Consider the following 25,365-nt stretch of genomic DNA (forward strand, 5'->3'; position numbering starts at 1 on the left):
GAAACCGGGGCTGGAGCGACCTCAGTCACAAGCCTTGACCTTGCCGGCTGCGACGCCCTGGCAGACAGCGGCCTTTGGAGCCCAGCCCGCCTCGATCACCACACCGAGATTGTCCTTCGTCACCGGTACGGGCTTGAGGAAGAGCGCCGTCATCGCCTGCTTGCTCGGGCCCTGGTTCCAGCTTGCCGCACCCGCGATCTCGGTCAGCTTGGCGCCGCCGGCAAGCTTGATCGCGATCTCGGCCGCATTACGCCCGAGCTCGCGTGCATCCTTCCAGATCGTCACCGTCTGCGTCCCGAGCGCGACGCGGTTCAATGCCGCGCGATCGGCGTCCTGGCCGGAAACCGGTACCGAGCCGGCGAGCCCCTGCGCGGCCATTGCCGCAATGGCGCCGCCCGCCGTGCCGTCATTGGCCGCGATCACCGCGTCGACCTTGTTGGCATTGCGGGTCAGGAACTGCTCCATGTTGCGTTGGGCGTTCGCAGGGAGCCAGCCGTCGGTAAAAGCCTCGCCGACATTCTTGATCTTGCCGGAATCGATTGCCGGCTTCAGAATCTCGACGGAGCCCTGATAGAGGAAGCCCGCATTCGGATCGGAGCTCGATCCCTTGATGAAGACGAAGTTTCCTTCCGGCTTCGCCTTCTGGACCTCGCGCGCCATCATGCGACCGACCTCGACATTGTCGAAGGTCAGGTAGAAGGCCTGCGGAATCTCGATCAGCCGGTCATAGCCGACGACTGCAATGCCTTCATTGACCGCCTTCTCGACGGCGGGCCGGATGGCCTGCGCATCCTGGGCCAGGACGATCAGGGCCTTGGCACCACGGGCGATCAGGCTTTCGACATCGGTGAGTTGCTTGGCGGGAGAGGATTGCGCATCGGCCGAGAGATAGGTGCCGCCGACCTTCTCGATCGCCGCCTTGATCGCGGCCTCGTCGGTCTTCCAGCGTTCTTCCTGAAAATTCGACCAGCTGACCCCGACGACCGGGCCCTTCGTCTGGGCAAAGGCAGGCGAGAATCCGCCCGCTGCCGCCAGGGTAACACCGGCGGCAAGCATCATATGTCTGAGCATGGCAATCTCCCGCGATTCCTCTGGCCGTGCGCTCTCTTGGGGGATCGCCTGGTCAGCGTCCGGAGCGCCTCACATTCAGAGGACAGCCTATCGCGAGAAAGGCGTCAAGCCACCCGCTTGTCGGGGGAGTCGCAGAGATCGTTGAGCAGGCAGCGGCCGCATTCGGGGCGCAGTGCCTTGCAGATGTAGCGACCATGCAGGATCAGCCAATGATGGGCATGGCGGCCGAATTCCGGCGGCACCGCCTTCTCCAATCCCATCTCGACTGCAAGCACGGTCTTGCCCGGCGCGATGCGCAGGCGATTGGCGATGCGGAAGACATGGGTGTCGACGGCGTGGGTGATCTCGCCGAAGGCGATGTTGAGCACGACATTGGCGGTCTTGCGCCCGACGCCAGGCAGGCTTTCGAGCGCGGCACGGTCGGCAGGGACCTCGCCACCGAACTCCGCAATCAGCTTCTCGCTGAGCAGGATGACATTCTTCGCCTTGGTGCGGAAGAGGCCGATCGTCCTGACCAGCTCGCGCACCTTGTCCTCGCCGAGCGCCACCATCTTCTGCGGCGTGTCGGCAAGCTCGAAGAGCTTGCGCGTCGCCTTGTTGACGCCCGCATCGGTCGCCTGCGCCGACAGCACGACGGCGACCAGCAAAGTGAAGGCGTTGGTCGCCTCGAGTTCGCCCTTGGGCTCGGGATTGGCGGCCTGGAAGCGCAGAAAGATCTCACGGATGCCCGCCGCGCGGCGCGGTCTCGGTGTCGTGATCTTTGCCAGGCCCTGGGCGCGGCCCGCGGGCCTGTTCCGTTCGCTCATGTGGGCGTTATAATTACGCGATGAGCATCGGCAAGCACGATCGCGATGGATATGCCGGAGAGCGGACGCAGGCCTCGGAGCGGCCGGTCTTCGACGCGACCATTACTCCGCATCGCTCGCTCGGCCGGAACGGCTTTCGCATCGTGATGACGCTCGTCTGCCTCGCCAGCATCGTCTCCTCGATTCCCTTCGTCGTGCTGGGCGCCTGGCCCGTCGCCGGCTTCTTCGGCCTCGACATCCTCGCACTCTTCATCGCCTTCAAGGTCAATTTCAACGCGGCGCGCGCCTTCGAGCGCATCGTGGTGACGCCGCTCGAGGTGCTGCTGCGCAAAGTTTCGCATCACGGCAAGGAGGCTGTCTGGCGCTCCAATCCAGCCTGGACCAAGCTCGAGAGGGAGCGAGACGAGGATTACGGGCTGATGGGGCTCTCGCTGGTCTCGCGTGGCCGCAGCGTATCGGTGGCTGCCGCGCTCTCTCCGCAGGAGCGGGAGGGGTTCGCGGATGCACTCGGCGCCGCGCTCGCCAGGGCAAGGCGGGGTACGGATTTCAGCGCGGCGTGAAGGCCGGCAACCTGCCGCACCCAGCAATCATGGCTCTGCGCCGGTCATCGACCCTTGAAGGAGGCGGCATGAGTGATGACGAGAGGGAGATTCGCACGCTCATCGAGAAATGGCTCACCGCGAGCAAGGCTGGCGATGTGGCATCGGTGCTGGAGCTGATGACGGAGGATGCCATTTTCATGGTTCCGGGGCAGGCCCCGTTCGGCAAGGCGACGTTCGCCGCTATGTCCGACACCATGAGCGACCTCAAGATCGAAGGGAACAGCACGATCCACGAGCTGAAGGTCCTCGGCGACTGGGCTTTCGTGCGCAGTCATCTCGACATGACCGCAACATCTCTCGCCACAGGCTCATCGCGGCACAGGACCGGCTACACGCTGACCCTGTTCAAGAAGGAGCCGGACGGGCGCTGGAAGCTCGCACGGGATGCCAATCTGCTGACCGAGATGGGCTGATCCGAATGTGGCGGAAGCGGCAGGCGATCCACTCCAGACTTGAAGGGCTGTGGCCGGGATACGAGCCGAACACGCCGTCTGAGTCGCGACCTAAGGGCCGTCCGAGAATGTCCGGTGGATCGTCTCGAAGCTGGCAGCGATCTCCACGAAGACATCTGTCAGCGCGGGATCGAAATGGCGCCCTCGGTCGCCAACGATGATCTCGACCGCCTGGGCGTGCGGGAGCGCCGACTTGTACGCCCGCTCGGTGACGAGGGCGTCATAGACATCGGCGATCGCCATCAACCGCCCCGAGAGAGGGATCTCCTCTCCCTTCAATCCTCGTGGATAGCCGCTGCCATCCCATTTCTCGTGATGGCTATGGGCGATCTCCATGGCCAGGCTGAGGAACGAGCTCACTCCGCCGAGATGCCGCTCGGCCTCGGCGATGGCCTGCCGGCCCAACTCGGCATGCGTCTTCATCACGGCGAACTCGTCCGCGTCGAGCTTACCTGGCTTGAGCAGGATGCTGTCGGGGATGCCGACCTTGCCGATATCGTGCAGTGGCGCGGATTTGTAGATAAGATCGACCATATCCGTGTCGAGCACCTGCATGTACAGGCCCCGGTCGCGCGAAGCCCTGGCGAGGGCACGAACATAATGCTGGGTGCGGCGGATGTGGTTTCCCGTCTCGCTGTCCCGGGTCTCCGCCAGCGATGCCATTGCCAGGATGACTGCCTCTTTCGCCCGCACAGCCTCTTCCTTGGCTGCCCGGAGCGAGTTGAGGAGGGCGACATTGGTCATCGCGACAGCAGCGCTGTTGGCGATGCGCTTGAGCACGATGACGCTGGCTTCGGACGGCGGCTGCTTGCTTGCCCAATAGGCTCCGATTGCAGCGACGGGGTCCTCCGGTCGAACCGGAACCATGACGAGGCTGCGTACGAATGTCGGACGATAGGCCGCGTGCGGGATACGGCTGTCGGCATAGATATCGTCGATGACGACGACTTCGCGATGCCCCATCGCCCAGCCGGAAATGCAGGATTCGAAGGGAAAGCGCTGGCCCTTCCAGAGCGGCGCGATCGCATCCTCGTCGGCATAGTAGCATTGGTCGCCTTCGCGCAGGACGAAGGTGATTCCGTCTGCCCCGACAAGCCTTCGCGCGCTGCCCCGCACGATCGCCATGATCTCGTCGAGGCCCCGCGCCATCGACAGGCTCAGGGATAGCTCCTCGAGGTCAGTCAGCGGGACGTCGTAAGGGACGTCCTTGGGCGGAGCCCGCATGTCGCTGCCGAGGTTAAGCAGATGAGGCGGCTCGCTCATGGAACAGCTCGATGATTCGCGACATGACGCTAGGGAACCAAGGCCTACCACAAGATGGAGTACACGCCTTCACGTCGTCTTCGACATATGCAGGAATGTCATTAACAAGCAGTACAATACTGCCCCGACAGGAGCGCAGGTTTCAATTGCGGACCGGTGGCTATCTCAATCTTGCGAGCCAGATCGTGTGCCCGCCGCAGTCCGGGTCCTCGGCGACATGGGACAGGACGTCGAAGCCGTTCTCGTCGAGCAGGGCCCCGTACTCCGCCGGGGCCAGGCTGCCGTGATAGAGCCGCTCACCCTCGAAGGAGCCGATTGCCTCGCCATGCCGGGGCCCGATGGTGAACATCAGCGCCGCGCCCGGCGCAGCATGCTCTCTGAAGATCGGGAACATCGGTCGCTGGTCTTCGGGGGTGAGATGAAAGAAACTGTCCCAGGCGATCAGCCCGTCGAAGCGGCGCTTCAGTGAAAGCTTGCGCATGTCGCCGATCTGCCAGTCATTGGCCGGGAAGCGTTGCCTGCAGAGATCGATCAGAGGGGCCGAGGCATCGATGCCGGTCACGCGATAGTCACTCTCGATGAAATAGCGCGCAATCGGCTCCGCGGCGCCGCAGCCGATATCGAGAATCGATGCCCCGGCCGGAAGGAGCTGCAGGAAGCGATCAAGCCAGGCCTTTTCGACAAGCGTCCTCGATCGTAGCTCGTCGAAGGCCCGGGCATGGCGCTGGTAGAGGCCGATGATGTCCTGGTCGGGACGGGACATGGTGGCAGACGGCTCGAATCGCGTGGCAAGGCCGCAGAGCTTGCCAGCTTTCGGGTGGAGGCGGCATCCTCCCGGCCCTAGATTCCCGGTCATGATCCATGACACGAGGCTCACGACCATGAACGCTCAGGTCCCGATGAAAACGGCAATGACACCCACCCGATTCTCCAATGCCGTGCTCGCCCGCGCCGCGCAGGCCATGCCGGCAGAGGCGGATTTTCCCGCCGCTGCGCCCGGGTCCGACTACGATACCGTTCGGCGCATCCTGGCCTACATCACGGAGAACTGGCGCGARCAGCCKACGATCGAGGCGATCGCGGACGCTGCCGGCGCGACCCCGACCGACGTGCACCATCTCTTCCGGCGCTGGTGCGGGCTGACCCCCAAGGCCTTTCTGCAAGCGATCACGCTCGACCATGCCAAGGGCCTGCTCGGGTCATCGGCCAGCGTGCTCGACACGGCGCTGGAGGTTGGGCTCTCGGGGCCCGGCCGACTGCATGACCTCTTCGTCACGCATGAGGCGATGTCGCCCGGCGAGTGGAAGAGCGGCGGCGAAGGCCTGCGCCTCTCCTACGGCTTCCATGAATCCCCCTTCGGCGAAGCACTGATCGTCGTGACGGAACGCGGGCTCGCGGGGCTCGGCTGGGTCTCGACCAGCGTCGATGGCGGCAAGGTCGTTGGCGGCCGGGCGGAGGCCCTGGCCGACATGATGCGGCGTTGGCCGCATGCCGATTATCGCTTCGACCCCGCCTCGACCGGGCCCTATGCAGGCCGGATCTTCGACCCGAAGGCCTGGGCCGCCGAGACGCCATTGCGGGTCGTGCTGATCGGCACGGATTTCGAGGTGCGCGTCTGGGAGACCCTGTTGAAGATCCCGGTCGGCAGGGCGACGACCTATGGCGATGTCGCCTGCCATCTCGGCCGGCCAACGGCGGCAAGGGCGGTCGGCATGGCAGTCGGCAAGAACCCGATCTCCTTCGTCGTGCCCTGCCATCGCGTCATCGGAAAGTCCGGGGCCTTGACCGGCTATCACTGGGGCCTGACGCGCAAGCGCGCCATCCTCGGCTGGGAGGCAGGGCAGACCGGCGGGGTGACGGCCTGAGAGGCAGTTCCCTTACGCCTTCAGATACATGTCCCAGCAGGGCGCCAGCGCGACCAGCCGGCGCCCTTTCAGGGCCTCCGAGAAATGCGCGGCGATGGTCTCGCGCGCCGTCGTCAGAGGGCATTTCGGAACCAGGATGGCGTCGACCTGTTTCAGGCTTTCCAGCGTTGGCGGATCGATCTCCGGCGTGGTCCGGCCGGGATCGACACCGATCGGCACGCCTCGCGGCGGCCTGCGGTCGAGCAGTTGGTTGAACGGATCGGTGAAATCGAGCGTGAAGAGACTGTCGAGCCGGCGCCCATTGGCCGCTTCCCAGGCGCGGATCGCCGTGATGCCCTGCTGCACTTCGAGCAGCCAGGTCGCCTGATAGTCGATCTCCGAATAGAGAATGTAGGAAGGCAGCTCGCCGCGCTCGGCAAGATCGCGATAGCCCGTCTGCTGCGCCGCGTAATGTGCGAGCATGATCATCGCACGTTCGGCGATGTCGGGCTTGACGCTGACCCGACCGAGCGGACCGAGATCGGGCACGGCAAGTGCCTTGTAGTTCACCGCACCGAGGACCGCGCGCGCGCTGCGCTCGACGAAGATCAAGGCCGACGGCAGGGCAACCACCAGGGCCAGGACCGTCACGATCCTGCCGAGCCGGTCGGTGCGACCGCTCCATTCCGCCAGGATCACCAGAAGGACGGGCCAGAGCCCGATGAATTCGAGCGAACCCGTGTTTTGGGTCTCGAACAGGGTCAGCGCCAGCAGAACCGCGGCGAACCATCCCAACGGCGAGGCCAGGAGCCCGTGCAATCGGGCCCGGGAAAGCCTGCCGCCCCCCAGCCAGGCAGCATAGGCAAGCGCGACAAGCAGCAGTAGGCTCGGCCCGACGACATTGAACTTCACCGAAGCGACGGTGAGAAAGCGCGGCAGCAAGGCGCCGGTGTTCAGGCCGAGCAGGGTCAGGATGTCATCGACATAGGCGCGCACGATGCCGGTCACGAAATCGAGCGGCGCGAGCACGGCAATGACCAGCGCCGCGGCGACGGACGCGTCGCGCAGGCGCATCCGTCCGGACAGAACCGCATAGCCGACGAGGAACGTCCCCGACACCGCTCCCGTGACCTTGACCAGGAAGAGGGTGAGCAGCAGCAGGACGACAAGCCCCACTTGCAGGCGGCGCGCMTCGACGAAGAGGAGTGTCGACACGAGCAGGTAAAGCAGGAGGCTGATATGGCGGTTATAGTGCCCGAAGCCATCGAAGCCTGGCATCGGATAGAGGCTGTGCAGGTTGATCGGCAGCGACGCGAACAACAGGAAAGGTAGCAACAGGGCCAGTGCCTGGCCACGCGAGCGCTTCCCGACATGGGCGGCAATCAGCGCCATCATTGGCAAGGCGACCGGCAAGATGCCCCAGTTCGCCAGCAGCATCGGCTGCGCCTGCGGAAACAGGGCGTGGAGCCAGGTCACAAGATAGTAGCCGAGAGGGCCGACAGGGGCGAAAAAGTCAATATTGGGCAGTTGCCCGACCTCGATGCGTTGCGCAGCATCGAGATAGATGTTCGTGTCCCAGTAGTTGGGGCCCAGCGGCAGGCGCAGGGGCAGCATCAGGCCAATGACAACCGCTGCTGCGAACGCGACCAGCCAGATCAGCGGTGCTCCAGCGAGCCGACTTAACATCTGCGCGACGCCAAGCGCGGAGCCGGGCCTTCTGCCCTCTCTCATGTCCCCAACCGTCATGCCCAGATCCTTGGCCTCACAGCCAACATGACAGAGAAACCTTACTCGTATCCTGCACAAGCCATGGCCAATGCACTCTGCGGTCGAGTGAAGGGGGCTCGCGCGCCGGGCGATAATGCGGCGGGTATGTTCACCGCCGAGCGGGATTCAGCGAACGATGACGGTCCGAAGCACAGTGCCGCGGACGACAGCGGCCGACCGCAGACCGCTATCACCCATCTCGGAGAGGACTGATCTCCGCGAAACGGGATGGCAAAGCGAAGCCCAGTCCGAGCGGATCGTCGGCCTCGATAATGAAGGCGCCCTCGCCTGCGAGGTAGCTGAGGCCGCCGACTTCGACGGTGACCGCTCCCTCGGCGGGATAGGCAGCAGGCCCGAGGACACGCCCCGAGAAACGCCCGCCTGTGATACTGCGGAAACTCCGTGTCCGCCCCAGCCCGAGCAGCCCCTTGGCGTGGTCGAGCGCCATGCGGGCGGTCACGCCCGAGCCGGTCGGTGAGCGGTCGATCTGCCGCTCGGCGAAGATGCAGAGGTTGAAACTGGTCTCGCCCGGTCCGGCCTCGTCGGTCACGATCGTCCCGTAGAGAAAGCCAAGATCGGGCTCGGTGGGATGCGTGATCGGCGCGCCGGCCCGCACAATGTCGGTGAGGGCAGCAGCAGCCTCGGTCAACTGCTCGACCGGGGTTTCGAAGAGATCGAGCCCGAAGCGTGAAGCCGGAAGGATGCAGTAGAAGGCTCCGCCATAGGCGATGTCCGTCGTGACGCTTCCGTAGCCGGGCACCTCGACCACACGGTCGCGGGCATGGACGAAGGCCGGCACACTCTCGAAGCGCACCTCCCCGACCTTCCCGTCGGCGACGTCGCAGGCGAGCCGCAGCAGGCCGCAGGGCGCCTMGATGGCAAAGTGCGTGACGGGCTCGACCGCCGGCACCAGGCCGCGCTCGATCGCATAGCGGCCGAGCGCGATGGTGGCGTGGCCACACATCGTCGAGTAGCCCTCGTTATGAGTGAAGAGCACGCCGAAGGCAGCCTCGGGATGACTCGCCTCGACCGGAATGACACCGTACATTCCGGCATGGCCGCGCGGTTCCAGCATCATCGCACGGCGCAGCTGATCGTGGCTGTCGCGCGCCTGTCGACGCTTGTCGAGAATCGTCGCGCCGGTCAGCTCGGGATAGCCGCCCGTAACGATGCGCACCGGCTCGCCGCAGGTGTGGTAGTCGAGATAGCTCAGGCGCATTGGCGCGTTCCCCTCACTCATAGGGTGGTTTGGGTGTGAGACGCGGCGGATCGCAGCCGCGCCGGCCGCAGGTCTCGGCTGCGACCTCTGCCGCGAAACCCATTGCGGATGCGGCAACGCTGTCTGACAATCCGCGCAGTCCTGCTCCGAGCTCGCCCGCCTGCGCGAGCGAAGCGAGAAATGCGCCGATGAAGCTGTCGCCGGCGCCGATCGTGTCGACCAGCTCTGCAACCGGAACGAAGCCGCGGACAGTCCTTTTCCCTGGCCGTTCGAGCGCCGCTCCGCGATCGCCCTCGGTCAGCAGGATCGCTGAAACGCCCCGGTCGAACCAACGGCGCAGCGGCGCAACGTAGCCGCCGGGATAGAGCCAGTCGGCATCGTCCGTACTGAGCCGGATGAGGTCTGACAGCGCCATGCGCTGCTCGATGGCGGCAAGCGCCGCCTCCCGATCCGGCAGCGCCGGCGGCCTGATATTGACGTCATAGCTGGTGCTCAGGCCGGCGGAGCGCGCCTGGCGCAGCAGCGTCAACGCCGCGTCCCCGGATGGGCCGATCGTCGCTCCGAACGAGGTGACATGCAGATGGCCAAAACCCGTGAGGTCGGGCGATGGCGGAGGCTCGGCCAGTGCCGTACCGGCGAGGTGGAAGTGATATCGGGCCCCGCCATCGACCCCAAGCGGGTCAACGACCGCCAACGGTGTGGGAGCATCGCTCTCAGCAACGAAGCGCCGATCGATCGCCTCTGCCACAAGCCGGGCCTGGAAGCGCCGCCCCGTGACGTCGCGCGAGAGCGTCGCGCAATAAGCCACGGAGGTGCCGCAGCGGGCGAGCGCCAGCGCTGTGTTGAAACCGGATCCGCCCAGCACGCACTGATAGCGCTCGCCGCACCCATCCTCCGGCACCAGATCGGCGAGCGCTTCGCCGAAGACGAGGACCGCCCCCTGGTTCACAGAAGCCCGCGCTTCGCCAGATTGCGCATCAGATGCGAGGCGCCGAAGGTCCAGGGTTCGCATTCATCGGTGCGGCGCATGCAATTGACGAGCGCTCCCAGTTCCGGCGCGGCAATCGTGACGATGTCCCCATATTTGTGGGTGAAGCCGCCGCCCGGCGTGTCGCGATCCTTGATCGGAGCAAACATGGTGCCGAGATAGAGCGCCGCGCCATCGGGATACTGATGGTTGCGATTGAGCATCTGCGCAGCAAGATCAGCCGGGTCGCGGCTGATCTTTGCGATCGAGGACGAGCCTTCGAGCCTGAAGCCGTCCTCGCCCTCGACCGTCAGCGTCACGGTTGTCCTACGGACATGGTCGAGCGAGAAGCCGGCGTCGAAGAAGCGGATGAAGGGACCGACCGCTGCGGCTGCATTGTTGTCCTTGGCCTTGCCGAGCAGCAGCGCCGAACGGCCCTCGACGTCGCGCAGATTGACGTCATTGCCGAGCGTTGCTCCGACGATGGCGCCGGTCGAGGCGACGATCAGCACGATCTCCGGCTCGGGATTGTTCCAGGTCGAGGCCGGGTGCAGGCCGGCATCGACACCGGTGCCGACGGCCGACATCGGCGGCGCCTTGGTGAAGATCTCGGCATCCGGCCCGATGCCGACCTCGAGATACTGGCTCCAGGCTCCCTGCTTGATCAGCACGTCCTTGAGATGCATCGCCTCGGGCGAGCCGGGCTTCAACTTCGAGAGATCGTCACCGATGAGCTTGCCGATCTCCTCGCGGATCGTGGCGGCGGCGGCCGGGTTGCCCCGCGCCTTCTCCTCGATCACGCGCTCCAGCATGGAGACCGCGAAGGTCACTCCAGCGGCCTTGACCGCCTGCAGGTCGAGCGGCGCGAGCAGCCAGGGCTTCGTCGCATCGCGACGCGAAGGCGGCGTGTTTGCAAGGATGTCGGCGAGCGTCCCGATGGGCTGCCCCTTGGCGGCGCGCAGGGCTGCGGCGGGATCGGCCGTCTCGCAGAGATCGCGCATCGTGGCGCAGGCAGCGGTGATATCCACAAGTTCATCACCGCGCAGAACGACGACCGCGGGACCGGCGACGTCCGGGCGCCAGACCCGGCCAGCGAGCGCGGCGGCTGCGGCGTCCGCCGGCAAAGTGTTCCGTGGCGTCAGGGCAAGCTCGGGCATGATCGATCGTCCGTTGGTGGAATTGTCACGTTGAAAGTCGCAGGCGAGAACAGCCGCTTCGCAGCCAATGTGCAAGAGTGCAGGGACGCGGATCAGACATGGCGCACATGTCGTGCGATTGTCATTGAAACGTCACCTGTTCTTCATGCTAGCTTGCGCACCAACGACAAGAGCCGCCCGCACGAGCGGGGCATAAGGGAGAGATAGATGACATCCAGATCGCGCTTGATGATTTCGGCCGCGGTGTTGACGCTGGCCGGTGCGGCTCCGGCCGTCGCGCAGACAGAGATCCAGTGGTGGCATGCGCTGACCGGCGCCAATAACGACGTTGTCGTAAAGCTGGCCGAGGAATTCAACGCCTCCCAGAAGGAATACAAGGTCGTTCCGGCCTATAAGGGCTCCTATCCCGACACGCTGAATGCCGGCGTCGCCGCCTTCCGCGCCGGGACCGCGCCGCACATCCTGCAGGTCTTCGAAGTCGGCACCGGCACGATGATGTMGGCCAAGGGCGCGGTGAAGCCCGTGCACGAACTGATGAAGGAAGCCGGCGAGCCTTTCGATCCCAAGGCTTATTTGCCGGCGATCACCGGCTACTACTCGACCGCTAAGGGCGACATGCTCTCCATGCCGTTCAACTCGTCGAGCATGGTGATGTGGTACAACAAGGACGCCTTCAAGAAGGCGGGCCTGAACCCCGACGCCCCGCCGAAGACCTGGCCAGAAGTCTTCGAGGCCGGGAAGAAGCTGAAGGCTGCCGGATATGACAAGTGCGGCTTCACCAATGCCTGGGCCACCTGGGCGAATATCGAGCAGTTCGGTGCCTGGCACAACATCCCGATCGCGACCAAGGCGAATGGTCTCGATGGCTTCGACACGGTCCTGAACTTCAACAGCCCGCTCTTCCTGAAGCACTGGACCAACCTAGTCGAGCTGCAGAAGGACAAGACGTACGATTACTCCGGCCGCACCAATAACGGCGAAGGCCGCTTCACCTCGGGCGAATGCCCGATCATGCTGACCTCCTCGGGCTTCTTCGGCAACGTCAAGGCCAACGCCAAGTTCGACTGGGCCAACGCCGCGATGCCGTACTATCCGGAAGCGGCCGGGGCACCGCAGAACTCGATCATCGGCGGCGCTTCGCTGTGGGTGATGGGCGGCAAGAAGGCTGACGAATACAAGGGCGTCGCCAAGTTCTTCACCTTCCTGTCCGATGTCGACCGCCAGGTGAAGCTGCACACCGAGTCCGGTTATCTGCCGATCACCAAGGCMGCCTATGCCAAGGTCAAGGACTCGGGCTTCTACAAGGACAAGCCCTATCTCGAGACGCCGCTGCTGGAACTCAACAACAAGGAGCCGACCGAGAATTCGCGCGGCCTGCGCTTCGGCGGCCTGGTCCAGATCCGCGACATCTGGTCGGAAGAGCTCGAAGCGGCGCTGAACGGCCAGAAGACACCGAAGGCTGCGCTTGACGCCGCCGTCGAGCGTGGCAATCAGGCACTGCGTCAGTTCGAACGGACCGCCTCGCGCTGAACCGGCTACGATCCAGAGCCGGGGCATTCCGCCCCGGCTTTTCTCTTGCTTCACGGGCTGCATGCAGAAGAACGCCTATTTCCGGAGCCTGACGATCCCGCTCCTGCTGCTCCTGCCGCAGCTCGCGATCACGGTCGTGTTCTTCTATTGGCCCGCAAGCCAGGCGGTCTGGCAGTCCTTCCTGCTGGAAGACGCCTTCGGGACGTCGACCCAGTTCGTCTGGTTCGAAAACTACCAGAGCCTCTTTTCCGATCCGGGTTACTTCAAGGCGCTGCGCAACACCGCGATCTTCTCGACCTTTGTCTGCGTGTTCTCGCTCTCGATCGCGCTGCTCTTTGCCGTCATGGCCGACCGCCAGATCCGCGGCGCGGAGATCTACAAGACCCTGCTGATCTGGCCCTATGCCGTGGCTCCCGCCATTGCCGGCGTGCTCTGGATCTTCATGTTCGATCCCTCGCTCGGCATGCTCGCGCGTGGACTGCAGAACCTCGGCATCGCCTGGAATCCCCGGCTCAACGGCAATGACGCCATGACGCTGGTCATCCTCGCCGCGACCTGGAAGCAGATCAGCTATAATTTCCTGTTCTTCCTCGCCGGGCTGCAATCGATCCCCAAGAGCGTGATCGAGGCGGCGGTGATCGACGGCGCGCGGCCGATGCGCCGCTTCTGGACCATCATCTTCCCGCTGCTCTCGCCGACGACGTTCTTCCTGCTCGTCGTCAACATCGTCTATGTCTTCTTCGACACCTTCGGCATCATCGACACGGTCACTGGCGGCGGGCCTGCGGGCGCGACCGAGACGCTGGTCTACAAGGTCTATTCCGACGGCAAGGGCGGCTCCAATCTTGGTGGCTCGGCGGCACAATCGGTCATCCTGCTCGTGATGGTCATCGCCATGACGGCGGTGCAGTTCCGCTTCATCGAGCGCAAGGTGAATTACTGATGGCCTCGGTGCTCTGGAAGGAACTGACGGCCGAGGATCTGCGTCACAAGGCGGCGAAGGATGCGATCGTCGTCCTGCCCGTGGCCTCGATGGAACAGCACGGGCCGCACCTGCCGGTCGGCGTCGACACCATCCTGTGCGAGGGCGTCTGCAAGGCCGCGGCCGAGCGCCTGGACGAGGCCGATGTCGTGGTCGCCCCGACGCTCTGGTGCGGCATGGCCGAGCATCACATGGCCTTCGGCGGCACCTTCACCTTCGACATCCCGACCTATCGGTCCGTGCTGCTTTCGCTGCTCAGGAGCATCGAGCGGCATGGTTTCCGCCGGGTCGTGATCGTCAATGGCCATGGCGGCAATATCGCCGCGCTCGGTGCATTCCTGCCGGATTTCGCGCGCGAGACCGGCCTGCGCATCATCGCGACCACCTATTTCGAGCTGGCGCAGACTGCGATGCTGCCCTTCATGCAGGATCAGACCAGCGTGATGCATGCCTGCGAGATCGAGACCTCGATGATGATGGTGCTGGCGCCGGAAACGGTGAAGCAGGAGCGGCTGGGGCAGGCCTTCGGCATGCTCGGCGCCGATCCGCGTGGCCTGATGCGCCCGACCGTCGCGCGCTACCGCCCCTTCCGTGAGATGACAGAGACCGGCGTGATCGGCGATGCGCGGCGCGCGACGCCGAAGAAGGGCGAGGAATTCCTTAACGCCTGCGCCGAGGCGCTCGCGGCCTTGCTGCGCGACGGGGAGGCCTGGCACTGATGGTCGAGAACCGCCGCTTCGGCGACATCGTCGCCTATATCATCCTGACGATCGGCGTGCTGATCGTCGCCTTTCCGGTCTGGCTGACCTTCGTCGCCTCGACCTGGGATGCTGCGACCATCATCAACGGCCAGCTGCCGCTCTATCCTGGCCCGCATTTCTTCGAGAACTACTACCGCATCCTCTTCGTCGGGACCTCGGGCTCGACCCGCGAGCCGGTGGCCGTGATGATGTTCAACTCCTTCGTGATGGCGCTGGCCATCGCGTTCGGCAAGATCTTCATCTCCGTGCTCTCTGCCTACGCGGTCGTCTATTATCGCTTCCCGTTTCGGATGGCGGCATTCTGGATCATCTTCGTCACCCTGATGCTGCCGGTCGAAGTCCGCATCTTCCCGACCTTCAAGGTCGTCTCCGATCTCGGCATGCTCGATACCTACCAGGGCCTCGCCGTGCCGCTGATCGCCTCGGCGACCGGCACATTGCTGTTCCGGCAGTTCTTCATGACGATCCCCGACGAACTGCTCGAGGCCTCGAAGATCGATGGCGCCGGTCCGTTCAAGTTCTTCAAGGATACGGTGGTCCCGCTCTCGCTCACCACGATCGCGGCGCTCTTCGTCATCCAGTTCATCTATGGCTGGAACCAGTATCTCTGGCCGCTGCTGGTCACCACCAAGGATTCGATGCAGACCATCGTCATCGGCATCCGCAAGATGATCACCACGGCCGATGCGCTCACCGAATGGCAGCTCGCCATGGCAACCGCGATGCTGGCGATGCTGCCGCCCGTCTTCGTCGTCATCGCCATGCAGCGGCTCTTCGTGAAGGGCCTGGTGGAAACCGAGAAGTGACATTGCGTACCGGCAGCCCGGCCCGCTGAGCCGATCGCCGATTATCCGTTACCGACTGACCAAGGAACCCAATGGCCCAGGTTACTCTTTCCAGCGTCAAGAAGGTCTATGCCGGCGGCGTCGAGGCCGTGAAGGGCGTCTCTTTCGACATTCCCGATGGCGGCTTCTGCGTGCTGGTCGGCCCCTCCGGCTGCGGCAAGTCCACTTTGCTGCGGATGGTGGCAGGCCTGGAGACGATCTCGTCCGGCGAAGTCTCGATCAGCGGCAGGGTCGTCAACCAGATCGAACCGGCGGACCGGGACATCGCCATGGTGTTCCAGAATTACGCGCTCTATCCGCATATGAGCGTCTACGACAACATGGCCTATGGCCTGCGCAACCGCGGGACGCCGAAGGACGAGATCGAGAAGCGGGTCAAGGAAGCAGCCCGCATCCTCGCGATCGAAGGCCTGCTGGAGCGCCGGCCGCGCCAGCTCTCGGGCGGCCAGCGCCAGCGCGTCGCCATGGGCCGCGCCATCGTGCGCAAGCCCCAGGTCTTCCTGTTCGACGAGCCGCTCTCCAATCTCGACGCGAAACTGCGCGTGCAAATGCGCGTCGAGATCAAGAAGCTGCAGCGGGCGCTCGGCGTCACCGCGATCTATGTCACGCACGATCAGGTCGAGGCGATGACGCTCTCCGACAAGCTCGTTGTGATGAATGGCGGCCAGGTCGAGCAGATCGGCGTTCCGGCCGAGGTCTACCGCAAACCCGCAAGCCGCTTCGTCGCGACCTTCATCGGCTCGCCGCCGATGAACCTGCTGCCGGCAGCCATCGACGGACCCGGCATCGTTGCGCTCGGCGACGCGCTCCTCGAAGCGCGTGACCTCAAGCAGAACCTCGCATCGGGAACGAAGGTCGAGGTGGGCCTGAGGCCAGAGGATATCGAGATCGCGTCCGAGGGCCAGGCCGGGGCCCTGCCCTTCGATGTCGAGTTCATCGAGGAGCTGGGCGCGACCCAGCTCTTCCACGGCAAGCTTGCCGGACAGCCCTTCGTGATGCAGGCCGCAACCGGCGATGTCGCTGCCGAGGCCAAGCGCCTGTGGATTTCGGTCGACCCCGACCGCGTCCACGTCTTCGATGCGCAATCGGGCGTCCGACTCGGGCGCGAATAAAAGGGATCGACCGCGGAGGATCTCCAGCGGCCGGAAACAGCCGCTGGATGCGCTGCTCAGCCCGCCGACCGTTCTTTTGCATCGCGTTCGTAGACGGCGAGGAATGCCTTGCCCATCAACGAGCTTTCGCCATCGATGGCTTTCCGGAGCACGGCGCCCCGGATTGCCTGGATCCCTCGATCCTCGGGCGCTGCTGAACTCGCGAACTCGGCAAGATGAACGGCGAGGCGCGCCTGGCCGTCCTCGGCCAGCGCCGCGGCCCGCTCGGCCAGTTTCTCGGCGCCGCCCGCAAGCCGAGCCAGTTCGGACGCAAGATCAGTGTTCTTCGCCGGCTTCAGGTTTGCGGGGTTTCCGTCAAACCAACCCGCATAGAAATGGTAGATCCCCCGGACCAGAAATTCGGGGTCATCATATTTCGGCAAGAGATAGGGCTTCGCCAGATAGGCGGCCGGGACCTTGACCGCGCGCAGCACCTCGTCGAGCGTCGCACCCTGGTTCATCAGCGCCAGGGTATCGCGAACCAGATGCTCAAGCGCTTCGGCCCCGTCGCGCAACACCTGCGCTGCCCGGCCCTCCCCGACAATGACCGGGCCATGTCCGGGGATCAGGATGCCCGGCTTCAGGCGCTCCATCCGGCGCAGGGCGACAGCCCACTCGGCTGCATAGCGCTGAACCTTGCGCGGATTGCCTGCATTCGGGAAAACCCAGATTACGAAGTCCCCGCTCGCCAGCACGCGCCGCCGCGGCAGCCAGACGAATGTGGCATCGTCGGTCTCGCCGCGCCCGTGGATGAGTTCGAGCTGTTCGCCACCGATCGCAAGCGATAGCGTGTCGTCATAGACGTCATCGGGACGCCGCTGGCCTATCGGATAGACATAGTCCGGCTTGTTGAACTGCTGCCCCTGCACGATGCTGTTGAAGCCATGGGAGGCTTCATATCGCTCCATCCGGCGCGGGACGTTGCGATGAGCCACGATTCTCGGCCGCGGCCTTGCTCTCGCATCGGCCTCCTCGTCGATCACCTTGATGCCGCTGGTGTGGTCGATATGGCCGTGGGTATAGATCACGGTGTGGATGGGGCTGTCGTCCCAGCTGCGGATCGTCGCAAGCGTCTGGGCGGCGGTATCTGGCTTGGCCGTATCGATCAGGACAAGGCCCTCACTCGTCCGAATGGCGGTGACGCTGCCGCAGAAATAGGTGGTGTGGACGGTGATGATGTTCTCTGCCACTGCAGTGATAGCGCCGGCAGAGACCGCCTCAGTCCATTCCTCCATCTGCGCTGCGCCACTCCAAAGGCGCTCGAACAATGCGTCCTGCCGCATCTGAATTCCTCCGTCGACCAGAGCATGTCGATAGCACCGCTGGGGAGGAATGACAGGCCACACACGCGCAGTCCTGACGCGCGATGTCAGCTATGAGCAAGGCGCGCGGTTCGGTGTCGCGGCAACGCGCTCCGCCCCCTGCGACCTACCCCCCGGGCCCGCCCTCGATCTCGCTGGCCCAGGCCAGCGCCGCCTCGTACTCGATCGGTTTGAAGCAGCGGATCTCGACGAAGGGGATGACCGGATTGGCGATCGCCACCAGCGTCTCGATCCAGCCCTTGTCGCTGATCAGGGCCTCACGCGGAAAGCGCCTGAGTTCCGACAGCTTGCTGAACCCATAGCGCAGATCCGTGGCACCCGCCCGGAGCGTGATATCGTGAAAGCCGGTCAGATCGACCAGAACGCCGATCTTCTCGTGCCGGGTCAGCCGTGCGTCGATATCGGCGATCACACTGTCATAATCCTCCACGGTCAGCGTGCCGGAGAGGCGGTAGGCCGCGACATGATCGGGCCCAGCGAGGATTTCGAACATGGACGTCATCCTTTCGCTTCAGACAACGCAGCAGGCCCGCCGCGGTTTCGATTGCTGCCATTGCGCGGTCATGCGTCGTGGTTAGTCTCGCCCTCCACAGGAGGAACGCAGCATGAGCGATGAACTCGTCTTCTACACCCACCCGATGTCACGCGGCCGGATCGTGCGCTGGATGCTGGAGGAAGTCGGCCAGCCCTATCGCACCGAGCTGGTCGGCTTCGGCCCGCCGATGAAGGCGGCCGCGTACAAGGCGCTCAATCCGATGGGCAAGGTGCCGGCCCTGAAGCATGGCGACATGATCGTCACCGAATGCGCCGCGATCTGCGCCTATCTCGCGGACGCCTTTCCCCAGGCCGGGCTGGCGCCGGCACCGGGCAGCAAGGAGCGCGGCCCCTATTATCGCTGGCTCTTCTTTGGCGCCGGCCCGACCGAAGCTGCGGTGACCAACAAGATGCTTGGCGTCGAGGTGCCACCGGAGAAGACCGGCTCGGTCGGCTATGGCTGCTTCGCCGATGTCATGGACACATTGGAAAAAGCGGTATCGCAGGGCGAGTATCTGGTCGGCGACAGGTTCAGCGCGGCCGATGTCTATCTCGGCGCGCAGATCGGCTGGGGCCTGCAATTCGGCACGATGGAGCGGCGGCCGGCCTTCGAGGCCTATGCCAAACGACTGCAGGCCCGCCCGGCAGCGATCCGCGCCAATGAGATCGACAATGCGCTGATGCCGCAGCAGCAGCCGGCGGCGGAATAGGCGTCGTTCCACGCTGAGTGCATGCCAAACCCGGCCTCTGGCCGGGTTGTTGCGCAGCGGCGCATCGCCTAATCCTGCGAGAATCGGCCGGCTATCTTGCTGGCCTCTCCCATCTGCGAGACGGGACGTTCCGGGCTGTGCCCGGCAGCAGGCAGAAATGACCGACACATTCGACATTGCCCGGCCGCGCCACGGCATGGGTTTCTATCCCTTCGTGGCGATGATGGCCGCACTGATGGCGACGAACGCGCTTGCGATCGACGCCATGCTGCCGGCCCTGCCCCAAATGGGCGAGACACTCGGCATTGCCGAGCCGAACGACCGGCAGTGGATCGTCACCAGCTATCTGCTCGGCTTTGGTGTGGCCCAGATCATCTACGGCACGCTTTCCGACCGCTTCGGCCGACGGCCCGTGCTGCTGACCGGGCTCAGCATCTATGTCGTCGCCAGTGTGTTCGCTGCCTTCTCCGGCTCCTTCGAGATCATGATGGCGGCGCGCGTGCTGCAGGGCGTCGGAGCAGCCGCGACGCGGGTGCTCGCGGTCTCGATCGTACGGGACTGCTATTCCGGCCGCGACATGGCCCGCGTCATGTCGCTGGCCCTGATCGTCTTCCTGGCCGTACCGATTCTGGCGCCCTCGATCGGCCAGGCGATCCTCTGGGTCGCACCCTGGCGCTGGATATTCGGCGTACTGACCGCCTTCGGCGCCATCGTGATGCTCTGGACCGCAATGCGCCTGCCCGAGACGCTGCATGAGGAAGACCGTACGCCGATCAAGTTCGCCAGCATCGTCTCCGCCTTCCGCACGGTGCTGACCTCGCGCATCGGCGTCGGCTACATGCTGGCGATGACCTTCGTTCTCGGCGGCTTGTTCGGCTTCATCAACTCGGCACAGCAGGTCTTTGTCGATGTCTTCCGGGCGCCGGAATGGTTCACCACCATCTTCGCCCTGATCGCCGCATGCATGGCGGTCGCGTCACTGCTGAATTCGCGCATCGTCGGCCGACTCGGCATGCGCCGGGTCTCGCATGGCGCATTGCTCGGCTATATCACGCTGACCAGCCTGCACGCGGTGCTGGCCCTTGCCGGCAAGGAAACGCTCTGGCTCTTCGCCATCATGCAGGGTGGGACGATGTTCTGCTTTGGCCTGCTGGCGCCGAATTTTGGGGCGATGGCGATGGATCCGCTTGGCCATGTCGCGGGTACGGCCTCGTCCGTCCAGGGTTTCATCACCACGGTCGGCGGAGCACTGCTCGGCTTCTATGTCGGCCAGCATTTCAACGGCACCGTCGTGCCGCTGACACTCGGCTTCTCACTCTGCGGGCTCATGGCGCTCGCGGTGGTTCTGGCGGTCGAGAAGGGGCGGCTCTTTCACCCGGCGCCGGGGCGCAGCTAGCGGCCTGCCCTCTGGGCGCGGAACGTCGTTCCAGCCCGGGCACGCGCGGGTCGCAAGCCGCCGGTCCGTCAGGCCCGCTTCGTGCGCTTGGACGCTGCGGTCTTGGGCCGTGCAGCCTCGGCGATCGCGGCGGCCTCTGCGTCTGCGGCTTCCTTCGCCAGCCGCAGCGCGCGCAAGCGCGCGGTCTTTTCCGTAACGGCAACCTGGGCGGCGCGCTGCGCATCCAGCCCACGCTGGGCTTCCTGCCGCTTTTGCTCGGCCTTCTCCAAATTCGCCTGGGCCCGGCGCTTGGCTTCGTCGGCCGAGAGTCCTTTGGTCGACATGGCAGTCCACTCCTTCACGATTGCCGCCCGGTTGGCGGCACTCACAGCGACGCGCCCTATCGGTAGCGCGCATCCAGGCGCACTGGACTGCGTCGAGCAGACCCTTGCGCCGGCATCGTCAGGCTGGCCTGAGCTCAGGCTGCCGCCGGTGCAAGACGCGGCGGACGAACAGGCTTGGCCTTGGGCTTCGGCGCTGCGATCAGTCCTTCGCGCTGAGCCTGCTTGCGCGCCAGCTTGCGTGCACGCCGAATGGCGTCAGCCTTCTCGCGAACCCGCTTCTCGGACGGCTTCTCATACGCCGCACGCCGCTTCATCTCGCGGAAGACGCCTTCGCGCTGCATCTTCTTCTTCAGGACGCGCAGCGCCTGGTCGACATTGTTGTCGCGAACGAGAACCTGCATCTCGGGCTCCTTTCAGAAAAGAAAAAAGGGCCGGGTAATCCCGACCCTTCGTCCAACCGTGCTGCGTATCGTCCTGAAAGGGGGGCGCCAGTACATCCGTGGTMGCCACTCGATTCGGAATGCTACGTTTGCACGGTCATGCAGATCACTCGGCGCGAAGATTGTCCGCGGACATCTTGCCAGAGCGCTTGTCCTGGACGAGCTCGAAGGTGATCTTCTGACCTTCGCGGAGCTCGCGCAGACCAGCACGCTCGACAGCGCTGATGTGGACGAAAGCATCCTGACCGCCATCATCGGGCTGAATGAAGCCGAAACCCTTAGTCGAATTGAACCATTTAACAGTGCCGGTGGCCATGACGAATTCCTTCTCGCAAGGCATTAGTTCGCATGAGACGACGCCTCACACGGTGTTCGATTTTGAGCGGGAAGTTCGTCAGCTAGCGCGCCATTAGCGCGGGGGCCAATTCATTCGGCCTAAGATCGATGCCCCTATATGGGTGATTGTGACCAATTTGTCAATGCAACCTGTCGTCGAAGCAGGACCGCAGCCTTGCGTGCCCCTGTGCGGCCATCGACCCCACCCAGACATAGCGCGAGCTCACGACGCCTCTTCGAGCCCTTCGGGCTGCCGCTGAAGCAGCCGCAGCGGACGCCCTTCACCCGATAAGCCCGACCATGCCAACCACGACCGGCCCCATCAGCGGCAGCAGGACGTTCGAGATCGCATAGGTCACGGTGTAGCCGATCACCGGCGTCGAATTGCCCGCAAGGGAGACCAATGCGCTGATCGACGGAGTGCTGCAGTGCTGGCCAGCGATGGCTCCGAGCAGGATCGGAGCCTCGATCTTCAGCAGGTAATGCCCGATATAGAGTGAAGCCAGGGCCGGCAGTGCGGAGACGAGAATCGCCAGGACCGGCAGCACCAGCCCGTACTGCTTGAGCAGCGCGAAGGCATCGGGCCCGACCGACAGACCGATTGCGGCGATGAAGGTCGCCAGGCCGAAGTCCTTCATGAACTCTGCAGCATGCAGCGGTATCGCGCCATAATGCGGGCGATGCATGTGGAGCCAGCCGAAGACCAGGCCGGAGACGAGCGCACCACCGCCGGTCCCCAGCGTCAGGTTCAGGGCGCCGACCCTGAAGCTCAGTTCTCCCAGCAGGAGACCCGCGACCACTCCCAGCCCGAGCATCACGAAGTCGGTACTCGAAGTCGCCGGGAGCAAGTGGCCGAGCTCCGGGGCCGCCCGCGTGATCGCGTCCTCGGAGCCGTAGAGCGTCAGGACGTCGCCCTGCTCGAGAACGGTGCCCGGCAAAGCGGGAACGATATGCCCGAGCCGCCTGATGCGCGAAATGAAGACACCGCGCCGCTGTTCCGCGCTCGCCAGCCGACGAAGATCCCGAATCCGGCGCCCCATCACCTCGCTACGGACGAGCACGACCTCGCGCTCGACGAGTGGCACGTTGTCGCCTGCCGGCATCGGCACCTCGGCGCCCAATCTCTCGCTGATCGCGATGACGGCGCGGCGGCGGCCGAGCACGAGGACAACATCGTCGGCCTCCAGCACCATGTCCGTGGTTGCCTTGGTAAAACCTTCGCCGCGGCCGACCTGTTCGATGGTCACAACGCCATTGACGCTGTTTTCGAAGGCGCCGACGCTGCTTCCCGCAATCGGCCCGGCATGGAAGCAGCGGGAGACGATCTCGGGCACGCCGTTCTCCTTGCCCGCGTCGTCCTCGGCTCCCAGTTGTTTTGCAAGCGCGGCGGATTCCTCGCGCACGTCGATCCGCAGCAGCAGGGGACCGATCTGCGTCGTGAAGACGACGATCGCCACGAGGCCGAAGAGGTAGGTGACGCTATAGGCCGTCGCCATGTTGGATTGCAGCCGCGCCACTTCGGCTGCCGGCAGGGCCAGCCGGGCGATCGCATCCGAAGCCGTCCCGAGCACAGCCGATTCCGTGGCCGAGCCGGCGAAGAGCCCCGACGTGGTGCCGGGATCCAGGCGGAACAAGATGATGGCCGCTGTAAGCAGCAGCAGGACCGTCCCGACCTCGACGAAGGACAGGATTCCGTAGCGCCAGCCACCACGGATATTGTTGAAGAACTGCGGTCCGGCCGTAAATCCGAGAGCGAAGATGAACAGCGCGAACGCCGTGTTCTTCAGGTCCGCGCTGATGGTGACACCAAGCTGCCCAAGGGCCAATGCGACGAAGAGCGTGCCGCAGACACCGCCGATCTGAACGGGGCCAATTCTGATCTTTCCGATCAAATGGCCAAGAGCCAGCGAAATGAACAGTGCAACAACCGGCTGTTCAACAAATGCCACGATGGACCCCAGTTCCAGAGCAGTGGTCGACGGCGACTATTCGCTGCCTGCCCCTGCTCTGCAAGAGCCGCGATCGCCGGTGCGGCACTCGTCTGCGGCACATCGAGGTCGTCCACTCATTGGCCAGTGCCAAGTGAAGTCGCGGCACGTCGACGATTTGGATTGACTCCAAAGAAAGTTCATCCCTAAATCGTGCACGATCCAAGATGCGGGATAATAGGCATTGAACGGGGCGCGAAAGATCGAACGGGTCGTCCTTGGCGACCAGGTCTATGAGGCGATCAAGGAACGCATCCTCGATCAGGCCTATGCGCCGGGCGAAAAGCTCAATGTCGATGGGCTGGTGCGCGAACTGGCCGTCAGCTCGACGCCGATCCGCGAGGCGCTGACGCGGCTCGTCGCGGAAGGGCTCGTGTCGGCCGTCCCCTTCGTCGGCTTCGCGACCGCGGCGCTGCCCGATCGCAACTATTACGAGGACGTCTACAGCTTTCGGAGCGTGATCGAGCCCTGGGCCGCGGCAGAGGCCGCCAGGCGGCGCCCCGGCGCCGATGTCATCACGGCGCTGCGCGACGCCGTCGCGGTCATGATGGCCGATCCGCCGTCCCGCGAGTATCGCAGCCACCGCGCGTTCACCGAAGCCGATGACCGCTTCCACCGCCTCATCCTGACAGCGGCGGGCAATCAGGTCGCGCTGAAGAGCTATGACGACCTGCGCTTCCATCTGCACATTTCACGGCTCTACCTCAGCCGCGAGCAGGATGTCGGGATCACCCATGCCGAGCATTTCCGCATCATCGATGCGCTCGAGACCGGCGATMCTGAAGCTGCCGCCGAGGCGATGCGACGGCATCTCGAGGGCTCCCATGAGAGGCTGATCAAATAGGCCGCCCGTCAGAGGCAGCTGTGCAAGAACCACCATAACATCCGGGAGGATATGATGTTTCTACGACGCCTTGCCGCGGCGAGCCTGATCGCAGGCAGCTTCCTCGCGACAGCCGCCCAGGCACAGACCCTGCGCTTTGGCCATGCGAACACCACCACCGAGATCGCCGGCGAACTGTTCCAGGAATTCGCCGATCGCGTGAACAAATCGACCGGCGGCGCCGTCACCATCAAGGTCTTCCCGGCCGAGCAGCTCGGCAAGGAAATCGACCTGTTCAAGCAGGTCAAGGAAGGCGCCCTCGACATCTCAGCGCCCTCGATGGCGGCCGCCTCCGCGCTCGTACCCGCCCTCGAGATTCCGAGCGCGCCCTTCCTCTGGAAGGACTGGAGCGAGGCCGAGGCGATCATTCGCTCTGCTGCCTTCGACCCGATCTTCGACGAGCTCCGCGACAAGCATAGCATCGTCCCGGTCAGCCGCATCTGGTACTGGGGCTGGCGCAACATGACGACGCTCGACCGCGCGGTGAAGAAGCCGGAGGACCTGCAGGGCCTCAAGATCCGCGTGCCGGAAAGCCCGGTCTGGGTCGAGATGATCAAGGCCTATGGCGCCTCTCCGACGCCGGTTCCCTTTGGCGAGGTCTACACCGCGCTCCAGCAGAAGACGGTTGACGGCCAGGAAAACCCGATCCCGACGATCTTCTCGCGCAAGTTCTATGAGGTGCAGGGCTATGTCGCGATGACGAAGCACATGCTCCAGAACAACATGATCGTCATCAACAAGGACAGCCTCGCCCGGTTGAAGCCCGAGCATCGCGAGGTCCTGTTCGCCGAAGCCGCCCGCGCCTCGGCCCTGAACACCTATCTCCAGCAGAAGCGCGAGGCCTCGATGCTCGAGGACATCCGCAAGTCCGGCCGCTCCAAGATCGTCGAGGATGTCGATCGCGACGCCTTCGCCGCCAGGTCCAAGGTGGTGGCAACCGCGATGGAAGGCCGCTGGGGCAAGGCCCATCTCGACAGCGTGCTCGCCGCCATCGACGCTCAGCGCAAGCGCTGACC

The 25,365-nt window shown here is 64.6% G+C and carries 26 protein-coding genes; 12 read left to right on the forward strand and 14 right to left on the reverse strand.

The genetic code is table 11. The annotated features are described in order from the left end of the window. Positions 1 to 21: 21 nt before the first annotated feature. Both xylF and nth read right to left on the reverse strand, forming a co-directional pair. On the reverse strand, positions 22 to 1,071 hold the full coding sequence (gene xylF / locus AC1DIO_RS11385; RefSeq protein WP_441490455.1) for a D-xylose ABC transporter substrate-binding protein: 1,050 nt from the start codon (positions 1,069 to 1,071) through the stop codon (positions 22 to 24). A 104-nt stretch (positions 1,072 to 1,175) separates the two neighbouring features. Continuing rightward, entirely contained in the window at positions 1,176 to 1,877 is a 702-nt protein-coding gene (gene nth / locus AC1DIO_RS11390) for an endonuclease III (RefSeq protein ID WP_476767935.1), read from the reverse strand. A gap of 20 nt (positions 1,878 to 1,897) precedes the next feature. Here nth and AC1DIO_RS11395 point away from each other — a divergent pair, with 20 nt between their 5' ends. Next, positions 1,898 to 2,437, forward strand: a complete 540-nt coding sequence (locus AC1DIO_RS11395) for a DUF2244 domain-containing protein (RefSeq protein ID WP_476767936.1) — start codon at positions 1,898 to 1,900, stop codon at positions 2,435 to 2,437. Between the two features lie 68 nt (positions 2,438 to 2,505). Further along, positions 2,506 to 2,892, forward strand: coding sequence for a YybH family protein (locus AC1DIO_RS11400; protein WP_476767937.1), 387 nt, complete (start codon positions 2,506 to 2,508; stop codon positions 2,890 to 2,892). Positions 2,893 to 2,982: 90 nt separating this feature from the next. On the opposite strand, the gene AC1DIO_RS11405 is transcribed toward AC1DIO_RS11400, so the two are convergent. Further along, entirely contained in the window at positions 2,983 to 4,194 is a 1,212-nt protein-coding gene (locus tag AC1DIO_RS11405) for an HD-GYP domain-containing protein (protein WP_476767938.1), read from the reverse strand. Between the two features lie 160 nt (positions 4,195 to 4,354). Continuing rightward, the gene (locus tag AC1DIO_RS11410; RefSeq protein WP_476853414.1) at positions 4,355 to 4,957 is read right to left on the reverse strand and encodes a class I SAM-dependent DNA methyltransferase; all 603 of its coding nucleotides are present in this window, start codon (positions 4,955 to 4,957) and stop codon (positions 4,355 to 4,357) included. A gap of 199 nt (positions 4,958 to 5,156) precedes the next feature. On the opposite strand from AC1DIO_RS11410, the gene AC1DIO_RS11415 reads away from it, so the two are divergent. Beyond that, complete coding sequence (locus AC1DIO_RS11415) at positions 5,157 to 6,059, forward strand: methylated-DNA--[protein]-cysteine S-methyltransferase (protein WP_476776764.1); 903 nt, start codon at positions 5,157 to 5,159, stop codon at positions 6,057 to 6,059. Positions 6,060 to 6,071: 12 nt separating this feature from the next. On the opposite strand, the gene AC1DIO_RS11420 is transcribed toward AC1DIO_RS11415, so the two are convergent. From AC1DIO_RS11420 to AC1DIO_RS11435, 4 genes are all read right to left on the reverse strand, one after another. Beyond that, complete coding sequence (locus tag AC1DIO_RS11420; RefSeq protein ID WP_476853415.1) at positions 6,072 to 7,784, reverse strand: hypothetical protein; 1,713 nt, start codon at positions 7,782 to 7,784, stop codon at positions 6,072 to 6,074. A gap of 211 nt (positions 7,785 to 7,995) precedes the next feature. Then, positions 7,996 to 9,024 carry a proline racemase family protein gene (locus AC1DIO_RS11425; protein WP_476853416.1) on the reverse strand — a complete coding sequence of 343 codons (1,029 nt, stop codon included), beginning with the start codon at positions 9,022 to 9,024 and terminating at the stop codon, positions 7,996 to 7,998. Positions 9,025 to 9,037: 13 nt separating this feature from the next. Next, positions 9,038 to 9,973, reverse strand: a complete 936-nt coding sequence (locus AC1DIO_RS11430; protein WP_476776752.1) for a PfkB family carbohydrate kinase — start codon at positions 9,971 to 9,973, stop codon at positions 9,038 to 9,040. After that, entirely contained in the window at positions 9,970 to 11,148 is a 1,179-nt protein-coding gene (locus AC1DIO_RS11435) for a fumarylacetoacetate hydrolase family protein (RefSeq protein WP_476776753.1), read from the reverse strand. The genes AC1DIO_RS11430 and AC1DIO_RS11435 overlap by 4 nt, the downstream gene beginning before the upstream one ends. A gap of 207 nt (positions 11,149 to 11,355) precedes the next feature. On the opposite strand from AC1DIO_RS11435, the gene ugpB reads away from it, so the two are divergent. The 5 genes from ugpB to AC1DIO_RS11460 all read left to right on the forward strand — a co-directional run bounded on the left by ugpB (position 11,356) and on the right by AC1DIO_RS11460 (position 16,378). Beyond that, entirely contained in the window at positions 11,356 to 12,678 is a 1,323-nt protein-coding gene (gene ugpB, locus AC1DIO_RS11440; RefSeq protein WP_476853417.1) for a sn-glycerol-3-phosphate ABC transporter substrate-binding protein UgpB, read from the forward strand. Between the two features lie 61 nt (positions 12,679 to 12,739). Continuing rightward, entirely contained in the window at positions 12,740 to 13,621 is an 882-nt protein-coding gene (gene ugpA / locus AC1DIO_RS11445) for a sn-glycerol-3-phosphate ABC transporter permease UgpA (RefSeq protein ID WP_441490465.1), read from the forward strand. Next, positions 13,621 to 14,379 carry a creatininase family protein gene (locus tag AC1DIO_RS11450; protein ID WP_069877983.1) on the forward strand — a complete coding sequence of 253 codons (759 nt, stop codon included), beginning with the start codon at positions 13,621 to 13,623 and terminating at the stop codon, positions 14,377 to 14,379. Before ugpA ends, AC1DIO_RS11450 begins: the two co-directional genes overlap by 1 nt. After that, positions 14,379 to 15,227, forward strand: coding sequence for a sn-glycerol-3-phosphate ABC transporter permease UgpE (gene ugpE, locus AC1DIO_RS11455; RefSeq protein WP_441490466.1), 849 nt, complete (start codon positions 14,379 to 14,381; stop codon positions 15,225 to 15,227). Before AC1DIO_RS11450 ends, ugpE begins: the two co-directional genes overlap by 1 nt. A 71-nt stretch (positions 15,228 to 15,298) precedes the next feature. Continuing rightward, positions 15,299 to 16,378: a sn-glycerol-3-phosphate import ATP-binding protein UgpC gene (locus tag AC1DIO_RS11460; protein WP_441490467.1), complete on the forward strand. Its 1,080-nt coding sequence runs from the start codon at positions 15,299 to 15,301 to the stop codon at positions 16,376 to 16,378. Between the two features lie 56 nt (positions 16,379 to 16,434). Here the strand turns inward: AC1DIO_RS11460 and AC1DIO_RS11465 are convergent, their stop codons facing one another. Together AC1DIO_RS11465 and AC1DIO_RS11470 are read right to left on the reverse strand one after the other, a co-directional pair. Next, a complete protein-coding gene (locus AC1DIO_RS11465) occupies positions 16,435 to 17,700 on the reverse strand; it encodes an alkyl sulfatase dimerization domain-containing protein (RefSeq protein WP_476853418.1) in 1,266 nt (421 codons plus the stop codon). A gap of 145 nt (positions 17,701 to 17,845) precedes the next feature. Next, positions 17,846 to 18,232, reverse strand: coding sequence for a SpoIIAA family protein (locus AC1DIO_RS11470; RefSeq protein ID WP_476853419.1), 387 nt, complete (start codon positions 18,230 to 18,232; stop codon positions 17,846 to 17,848). Between the two features lie 112 nt (positions 18,233 to 18,344). Between AC1DIO_RS11470 and AC1DIO_RS11475 the strand changes: the two genes are divergently transcribed. Both AC1DIO_RS11475 and AC1DIO_RS11480 read left to right on the forward strand, forming a co-directional pair. Then, positions 18,345 to 18,983 (forward strand): glutathione S-transferase family protein, encoded by a 639-nt coding sequence (locus tag AC1DIO_RS11475; protein WP_441490470.1) that lies wholly within the window; start codon positions 18,345 to 18,347, stop codon positions 18,981 to 18,983. Between the two features lie 157 nt (positions 18,984 to 19,140). Continuing rightward, positions 19,141 to 20,379: a multidrug effflux MFS transporter gene (locus AC1DIO_RS11480; protein WP_476776756.1), complete on the forward strand. Its 1,239-nt coding sequence runs from the start codon at positions 19,141 to 19,143 to the stop codon at positions 20,377 to 20,379. 68 nt (positions 20,380 to 20,447) lie between these two features. On the opposite strand, the gene AC1DIO_RS11485 is transcribed toward AC1DIO_RS11480, so the two are convergent. The 4 genes from AC1DIO_RS11485 to aspT all read right to left on the reverse strand — a co-directional run bounded on the left by AC1DIO_RS11485 (position 20,448) and on the right by aspT (position 23,427). Beyond that, positions 20,448 to 20,702, reverse strand: coding sequence for a hypothetical protein (locus AC1DIO_RS11485; protein ID WP_476853420.1), 255 nt, complete (start codon positions 20,700 to 20,702; stop codon positions 20,448 to 20,450). Positions 20,703 to 20,836: 134 nt separating this feature from the next. Beyond that, on the reverse strand, positions 20,837 to 21,103 hold the full coding sequence (gene rpsU / locus AC1DIO_RS11490) for a 30S ribosomal protein S21 (RefSeq protein WP_441490472.1): 267 nt from the start codon (positions 21,101 to 21,103) through the stop codon (positions 20,837 to 20,839). A 145-nt stretch (positions 21,104 to 21,248) separates the two neighbouring features. Next, positions 21,249 to 21,458 (reverse strand): cold-shock protein, encoded by a 210-nt coding sequence (locus tag AC1DIO_RS11495; RefSeq protein WP_043234255.1) that lies wholly within the window; start codon positions 21,456 to 21,458, stop codon positions 21,249 to 21,251. Positions 21,459 to 21,759: 301 nt separating this feature from the next. Then, positions 21,760 to 23,427 carry an aspartate-alanine antiporter gene (gene aspT, locus AC1DIO_RS11500; RefSeq protein WP_441490473.1) on the reverse strand — a complete coding sequence of 556 codons (1,668 nt, stop codon included), beginning with the start codon at positions 23,425 to 23,427 and terminating at the stop codon, positions 21,760 to 21,762. Positions 23,428 to 23,650: 223 nt separating this feature from the next. Between aspT and AC1DIO_RS11505 the strand changes: the two genes are divergently transcribed. Both AC1DIO_RS11505 and AC1DIO_RS11510 read left to right on the forward strand, forming a co-directional pair. Beyond that, a complete protein-coding gene (locus AC1DIO_RS11505) occupies positions 23,651 to 24,310 on the forward strand; it encodes a GntR family transcriptional regulator (RefSeq protein WP_476853421.1) in 660 nt (219 codons plus the stop codon). A gap of 54 nt (positions 24,311 to 24,364) precedes the next feature. Next, positions 24,365 to 25,363, forward strand: a complete 999-nt coding sequence (locus tag AC1DIO_RS11510; RefSeq protein ID WP_476776757.1) for a TRAP transporter substrate-binding protein — start codon at positions 24,365 to 24,367, stop codon at positions 25,361 to 25,363. Positions 25,364 to 25,365: the final 2 nt, after the last annotated feature.

This window comes from Allobosea sp. 05T439 (assembly GCF_056396005.1).